This is a genomic window from Streptomyces sp. NPDC054961 (assembly GCF_053609145.1).
The window spans coordinates 74,100-80,958 of record NZ_JBSGWY010000028.1; the positions used below are offsets into that span (position 1 = coordinate 74,100).

General features: G+C 71.2%; 7 protein-coding genes. All 7 read left to right on the plus strand.

Annotation, left to right across the window (positions count from 1 at the left end; translation table 11 throughout):
• The first annotated feature begins 168 nt into the window (after positions 1-168).
• The 7 genes from ruvC (at position 169) to ACWF9Z_RS24105 (ending at position 6,736) form a co-directional block, all read left to right on the plus strand.
• Positions 169-705 (plus strand): crossover junction endodeoxyribonuclease RuvC, encoded by a 537-nt coding sequence (ruvC, locus tag ACWF9Z_RS24075; RefSeq protein ID WP_453605061.1) that lies wholly within the window; start codon positions 169-171, stop codon positions 703-705.
• Complete coding sequence (gene ruvA, locus ACWF9Z_RS24080; protein WP_453605063.1) at positions 702-1,334, plus strand: Holliday junction branch migration protein RuvA; 633 nt, start codon at positions 702-704, stop codon at positions 1,332-1,334. The genes ruvC and ruvA overlap by 4 nt, the downstream gene beginning before the upstream one ends.
• Positions 1,335-1,489: 155 nt before the next feature.
• Positions 1,490-2,551 carry a Holliday junction branch migration DNA helicase RuvB gene (ruvB, locus tag ACWF9Z_RS24085; RefSeq protein WP_453605065.1) on the plus strand — a complete coding sequence of 354 codons (1,062 nt, stop codon included), beginning with the start codon at positions 1,490-1,492 and terminating at the stop codon, positions 2,549-2,551.
• Between the two features lie 166 nt (positions 2,552-2,717).
• Positions 2,718-3,185, plus strand: a complete 468-nt coding sequence (gene yajC, locus ACWF9Z_RS24090) for a preprotein translocase subunit YajC (RefSeq protein WP_453605067.1) — start codon at positions 2,718-2,720, stop codon at positions 3,183-3,185.
• Between the two features lie 153 nt (positions 3,186-3,338).
• Positions 3,339-5,126 carry a protein translocase subunit SecD gene (gene secD / locus ACWF9Z_RS24095; protein WP_453605069.1) on the plus strand — a complete coding sequence of 596 codons (1,788 nt, stop codon included), beginning with the start codon at positions 3,339-3,341 and terminating at the stop codon, positions 5,124-5,126.
• 3 nt (positions 5,127-5,129) lie between these two features.
• A complete protein-coding gene (gene secF, locus ACWF9Z_RS24100; protein ID WP_453605070.1) occupies positions 5,130-6,185 on the plus strand; it encodes a protein translocase subunit SecF in 1,056 nt (351 codons plus the stop codon).
• Between the two features lie 2 nt (positions 6,186-6,187).
• Complete coding sequence (locus tag ACWF9Z_RS24105; protein WP_453605112.1) at positions 6,188-6,736, plus strand: adenine phosphoribosyltransferase; 549 nt, start codon at positions 6,188-6,190, stop codon at positions 6,734-6,736.
• Positions 6,737-6,859 lie beyond the last annotated feature (123 nt).

Genomic DNA, 6,859 nt, shown 5'->3' on the forward strand with positions numbered 1-6,859 from the left:
TTGTGCGTGTTTTGTTTTGTCTGTCTCCCGCCGCCCGGCGGTGTGCCACGCGCCGCGGCGGGGGCGCCCGGGCCCCCGGCCACCCCCCCCGCCCCCCCCCGCTGCTTTGTCAGTGCCACCCGATAACCTGCGAAGCTGCACGTACAGGAGAGCGAAGAAGGGGGCGGGGTGCGCGTACTCGGCGTTGACCCGGGGCTGACCCGATGCGGTGTCGGCGTGGTCGAGGGGGTGGCCGGCCGCCCCCTGACGATGCTGGGCGTCGGGGTCGTACGGACGCCCGCGGACGCGGAGTTGGGCCACCGGCTCGTCGCGATCGAGCAGGGCATCGAGAGGTGGCTGGACGAGCACCGGCCCGAAGTCGTCGCCGTGGAAAGGGTGTTCAGCCAGCACAACGTCAGCACGGTGATGGGCACCGCCCAGGCCAGTGCCGTCGCCATGCTGTGCGCGGCCCGGCGCGGCATACCGGTCGCCCTGCACACCCCGAGCGAGGTCAAGGCCGCCGTCACCGGCAGCGGCCGCGCCGACAAGGCGCAGGTCGGGGCCATGGTGACCAGGCTGCTGCGGCTGTCCGCCCCGCCCAGGCCCGCCGACGCCGCGGACGCCCTCGCCCTCGCCATCTGCCACATCTGGCGTGCCCCCGCCCAGAACCGTCTCCAGCAGGCCGTGGCGCAGCACGCCACCGCTCTGAAAGGCCGCACCTCATGATCGCCTTCGTCAGCGGCCCGGTCGCCGCGCTCGCCCCCAGCCTGGCCGTGATCGAGGTCGGGGGAGTGGGCATCGCCGTCCACTGCACCCCGAACACCCTCGCCGGCCTGCGGACGGGCGAGCCGGCCCGGCTGGCCACCTCCCTGGTCGTGCGGGAGGACTCGCTGACGCTGTACGGCTTCGCCGACGACGACGAGCGGCAGGTCTTCGAGCTGCTGCAGACCGCGAGCGGGGTCGGGCCGAAGCTCGCGCAGGCCATGCTGGCGGCGCACAGCCCGGACGCGCTGCGCCTCGCCGTCTCCGTCGGGGACGAGAAGGCGCTGATGGCCGTCTCCGGCATCGGGAAGAAGGGCGCGCAGAAACTCCTGCTCGACCTGAAGGACAAGCTGGGCGCGCCCCTGGGCTCGAGCGGGATGGTCGGAGCGCAGCGCGCCGCGGCCTCCGGTCCGGCGCCCTGGTCGGAGCAGCTCTCCGCGGCGCTGATCGGGCTGGGCTACGCCTCCAGGGACGCGGAGGAAGCCGTCTCCGCGGTGACCCCGCAGGCCGAGGCGGCCATCGCCGCCGGCGGCTCCGCCCCCGTACCGCAGCTCCTGCGCGCGGCCCTGCAGTCGCTGAACCGGGCCCGCTGACCCCGGCGGGTCGCCCGCTCCTCCTGGCGGGTCGCCCGCGCTGACCCCCGGCGGGGGCGCCGTCGCCGGGGGCCTGCGGCCCGGCCCCGGCCCCCCGGCCCCGGCCGGCGGCCCGCCCGCACACCACCGCACGATCGAGAAGGCAGACTGACACCGTGAACTGGGATGACGAGAGCGACGACCGGATCGTCGCGGCCGCCGCGGACGGCGAGGACACCGCCGTCGAGGCGGCCCTGCGGCCCAAGGACCTCGGTGAGTTCGTCGGCCAGGAAAAGGTCCGCCAGCAGCTGGATCTCGTCCTGAAGGCGGCCCGCCAGCGCGGCGCCACCGCCGATCACGTCCTGCTGTCGGGCGCCCCGGGACTGGGGAAGACCACCCTGTCCATGATCATCGCGGCCGAGATGGAAGCTCCCATCCGGATCACCTCCGGCCCCGCCATCCAGCACGCCGGCGACCTCGCGGCCATCCTCTCCTCCCTCCAGGAGGGCGAGGTGCTCTTCCTCGACGAGATCCACCGCATGTCCCGGCCCGCCGAGGAGATGCTGTACATGGCCATGGAGGACTTCCGCGTCGACGTGATCGTCGGCAAGGGCCCGGGAGCGACCGCGATCCCGCTGGAGCTGCCCCCGTTCACGCTGGTGGGGGCCACCACCCGGGCCGGCCTGCTGCCGCCGCCGCTGCGCGACCGCTTCGGCTTCACCGGACACATGGAGTTCTACGCCCCCGAGGAACTGGAGCGGGTCATCCACCGCTCCGCCCGCCTCCTCGACGTGGAGATCGACACGGCCGGCGCCGCCGAGATCGCCGGCCGCTCCCGCGGCACCCCGCGCATCGCCAACCGGCTGCTGCGCCGCGTCCGGGACTATGCCCAGGTCAGGGCCGACGGTGTGATCAACCGCGAGGTCGCCGGAACCGCCCTGAAGGTCTACGAGGTGGACGAGCGCGGCCTCGACAGGCTGGACCGGGCCGTCCTGGAGGCACTGCTCAAGCTCTTCGGCGGGGGACCCGTGGGACTGTCGACCCTCGCGGTCGCCGTCGGCGAGGAGCGGGAGACCGTCGAGGAGGTGGCCGAGCCGTTCCTCGTGCGGGAAGGTCTCCTGGCCAGGACCCCCCGCGGGCGGGTCGCGACCCCGGCCGCATGGGCTCACCTGGGACTTGTTCCCCCGCAGCACGGCGGGAGCGGATCAAGCGGACAACAGGGCCTGTTCGGGACCTGACGGCGCGGACGTTCGCCTCGCCAGGAACTGCGGTGACATGCTGGGCGTTGTTCCATCGGTGCGGACTCGCCTAGACTCCGCCGATGCCGACCCTTACGGTCGGCATACCCACCCCCCGTAGAAAAGGCCGTGCGCTCGCGCGGTCGATGCGAAGGACCTGCGTCCCGTGAATATCTCATTCCTCCTCCCCATCGTCCTGGCCGTCGGCGCCATGTTCCTGCTGACCCGCAGCCAGAAGAAGAGGCAGCAGCAGGCCGTGCAGATGCGTGACCAGATGGTGACGGGCTCCGGGGTCCGCACCATCGGCGGCATGTACGCCACGGTGAAGGAGATCGGCGAGGACACCGTCACCCTCGAGGTGGCCCCCGGCGTCCACGCCATCTTCGCCAAGAACGCCATCGGCGCGGTCCTGGACGACGCGGAGTACAACCGCATCGTCCACGGCACGACCGATGATCTGACCATCGACACGCCGGTCGTCCCGGACGACGCGTCCTCCCTGACCGAGGACGACGCCCCCAAGCTCGACCTCGGCAAGAAGGACGAGCCCAAGGCCGACGAGCCCGCGGCGGACGAGCCCAAGGGCGACGAGCCCAAGGACGGCAAGACCGACGGCGACACCGGCACCAAGTAGTACCGCGCCGGGGATCGAGAGGGGCGCCGGACCGGCAGCCCACGCGGTCCCCGCCAGCGACCCTTCTGCGGGGGGCAGGGGTCCCCACACACATTTCGTGGCCGTCCACGCGCTGACCCGGCGCGAGACGGTTGGACAGGGAGATACGACAAGGTGGCAGCACCGAAGAAGGGCCGGCGGCCCACGGGGGCTCAGGGGAGGCCGGGGCGCGCCCTGGCCTTCATCCTGATCGCGATGGTGGCGCTCACCGCGGGGATGTTCCTCACTGGTCAGACGACTCCGCGACTCGGCATCGACCTCGCCGGCGGTACGAGCATCACGCTCAAGGCCAAGAGCGAGCCCGGCAAGCCGGACGCGATCAACGAGACCAACATGAACACGGCGGTCGGCATCATCGAACGCCGCGTCAACGGTCTCGGCGTCTCGGAGGCCGAGGTCCAGACGCAGGGCAAAGACCACATCATCGTGAACATCCCCAAGGGGACGAACGAGCAGCAGGCGCGTGAGCAGGTCGGTACCACCGCCCAGCTCTTCTTCCGCCCCGTTCTCGCGATGGCTGACGGCGCCCCGGTCACCCCCGAAACCAACGCGAGCGGCTCGCCGAGCCCCTCCGCGAGCGGTTCCGGATCTCCGTCCGCCGGTGCACCCACCCCGTCGTCCAGCGCCACTTCCCAGGGCCGTGCGCTCAGCGAGGCCCTCAAGGCCCCGAGCGCCCCCTCTCCCTCGCCCTCGGCGAGCGAGTCGAAGAAGGCAGACGACAAGGCCGCCCCGTCCGCGTCGCCGTCCGCGCCGACCGCCGACCAGGCCGCCGCGGCCGACCTGCAGGCGAAGTTCGCCGCGCTGGACTGCAGCAACGAGGCGCAGCGCGCCGCCGTCAGCAAGAACGTCAAGCCCGAGGACCCGACGCTCGCCTGTGGCAAGCGCGGCGACGCCTGGGGCAAGTGGGTGCTCGGCCCGGCCCAGGTCAACGGCCAGGACGTGAAGGACGCCAAGGGCGTCATCGACCCGCAGCGCGGCATGTGGATCGTCACGATGCAGTTCACCGACAAGGGCGCCGACAAGTTCGCCAAGATCACCGGTGAGCTCGCCGCCAAGCAGAGCCCGCAGAACCAGTTCGCGATCGTCCTCGACGGCGAGGTCATCTCCGACCCCTCCGTCAGCCAGGCGCTGACCGGCGGCAACGCCGAGATCTCCGGCGGTTTCACCCAGCAGTCCGCGATGGACCTGGGCAACATGCTCTCGTACGGCGCCCTGCCGCTGTCCTTCCAGGAGGACAGCGTCACCACCGTCACCGCCGCGCTCGGTGGCGAGCAGCTGAAGGCCGGCCTCATCGCCGGCGCCATCGGCCTCGCCCTCGTCGTGATCTACCTGCTGGCGTACTACCGGGGCCTGGCGTTCGTCGCCATCATCAGCCTCATCGTCTCCGGCATCCTCACGTACACGATCATGGCGCTGCTCGGAAAGGGCATCGGCTTCGCGCTGAACCTGCCCGCCGTCTGCGGTGCGATCGTCGCGATCGGCATCACCGCGGACTCGTTCATCGTGTACTTCGAACGCATCCGCGACGAGATCCGCGAGGGCCGCACCCTGCGTCCGGCCGTCGAGCGCGCCTGGCCGCGCGCCCGGCGCACCATCCTGGTGTCCGACTTCGTGTCGTTCCTGGCCGCCGCGGTGCTGTTCATCGTCACCGTCGGCAAGGTGCAGGGCTTCGCCTTCACCCTGGGTCTGACGACCCTGCTCGACGTGGTCGTGGTGTTCCTCTTCACCAAGCCCGTCATGACGCTGCTGGCCCGTACGCACTTCTTCGCCAGCGGTCACCCGTGGTCCGGACTGGACCCGAAGCGGCTGGGCGCCAAGCCGCCGCTGCGACGCTCGCGTCGCACCGGTTCCGGCGCGGCCGCCGCGACCACCGAAGCCCCCGTCGACGCAAAGGAGGCGTGAGAGATGTCGAAGCTCGGAGATCTCGGCGCCAAGCTGTACCGAGGTGAGGTCGGCTACGACTTCGTCGGCAAGCGCTTCGTCTGGTACGGCGTTTCCATCCTGATCACCATCACCGCGATCGTGGCCCTGGCCGTTCAGGGCCTCAACATGGGCATCGAGTTCAAGGGCGGTGCCGTCTTCACCACCCCGACGACGTCCGTCTCGGAGAGCCAGGCCCGCGAGGACGCGGAGAAGGCCTCCGGCCACGACGCGACCGTCCAGAAGCTCGGCACCGGTGGCCTGCGCATCCAGATCTCGGAGCTGGACACCGCTGCCGCCGCCGACGTCAAGGCCAAGCTCGCCACCGACCTCAAGGTCGACGCGGCCCAGATCAACGCCGACCTGGTCGGCCCCAGCTGGGGCGAGCAGATCGCCAACAAGGCGTGGACCGGCCTCGGCGTCTTCATGGTCCTCGTGGTGATCTACCTGGCCATCGCCTTCGAGTGGCGGATGGCGATCGCGGCCCTGGTCGCGCTGATCCACGACCTCACCATCACGGTCGGCGTGTACGCGCTGGTCGGATTCGAGGTCACCCCGGGCACGGTCATCGGTCTGCTGACCATCCTCGGTTACTCCCTCTACGACACCGTCGTCGTCTTCGACGGTCTCAAGGAGGGGTCGAAGGACATCACCAAGCAGACCCGCTGGACCTTCAGCGAGGTGGCCAACCGCAGCATCAACGCCACCCTGGTCCGCTCGATCAACACCACCGTCGTCGCGCTGCTCCCCGTCGGGGCGCTGCTCTTCATCGGTGGCGGCATCCTGGACGCCGGCATGCTGAACGACATCTCGCTGTCGCTGTTCGTCGGCCTCGCCGCCGGCGCGTACTCGTCGATCTTCATCGCGACCCCGCTGGTCGTGGACCTGAAGGAGCGCGAGCCCGCCATGAAGGCGCTGAAGAAGCGGGTGCTCGCCAAGCGGGCGGCCGTGGCCTCCAAGGGCGAGTCGTCCGAGGACGGCTACGACAACGACGACGCCCCGCAGGTCGTGGCGCAGGGCCGCTCGGGGCGCCGCCGGTGACCGTGGAGCTGCCCACCGAGGTACGGGACCTGCTGCTCGGCCGGATCACGGACGTCGCGGACTACCCGAAGCCGGGGGTGATGTTCAAGGACATCACCCCGCTGCTGGCCGACCCGAAGGCGTTCGGCGCCCTGACGGACGCGCTGGTGGAACTGGCCGCGGCGTACGGGGCGACGAAGATCGTCGGACTGGAAGCGCGGGGATTCATCCTCGCGGCTCCGGTGGCCGTGCAGGCGGGCATCGGCTTCGTGCCGGTGCGCAAGGCCGGAAAGCTGCCGGGAGCGACGCTCCTGCAGTCGTACGACCTGGAGTACGGGTCCGCGGAGATCGAGATCCACGCGGAGGCACTGGAGTCCGGTGACCGCGTGATGGTCATCGACGACGTGCTCGCCACCGGCGGTACCGCCGGGGCCTCGCTGGAGCTGATCCGGCGGGCGGGCGCGGAGGTCGCCGGAGTCGCGGTGCTGATGGAACTGTCGTTCCTGCCCGGCCGCGACCGGCTGGCCGGTTCCCTCGCGGGGGCTCCGCTGGACGCACTGATCGTGGTCTGACCCTGTTCGCGTGAAGCGGCGGGCATCCGGGACGTCCCCGGGTACCCCCCCGCAAAAGGGCGGGGGAGCCCGCCCCGGCCCGCCCCCCAACCCCACCCCCCCACACCCACCAGCGGGCCCCAC

Bases quoted from the DNA above. Each gene is read 5' to 3' on its own strand.
- ruvA (WP_453605063.1), top strand. From the start codon at position 702: ATGATCGCCTTCGTCAGCGGCCCGGTCGCCGCGCTCGCCCCCAGCCTG.
- secF (WP_453605070.1), top strand. From the start codon at position 5,130: ATGTCGAAGCTCGGAGATCTCGGCGCCAAGCTGTACCGAGGTGAGGTC.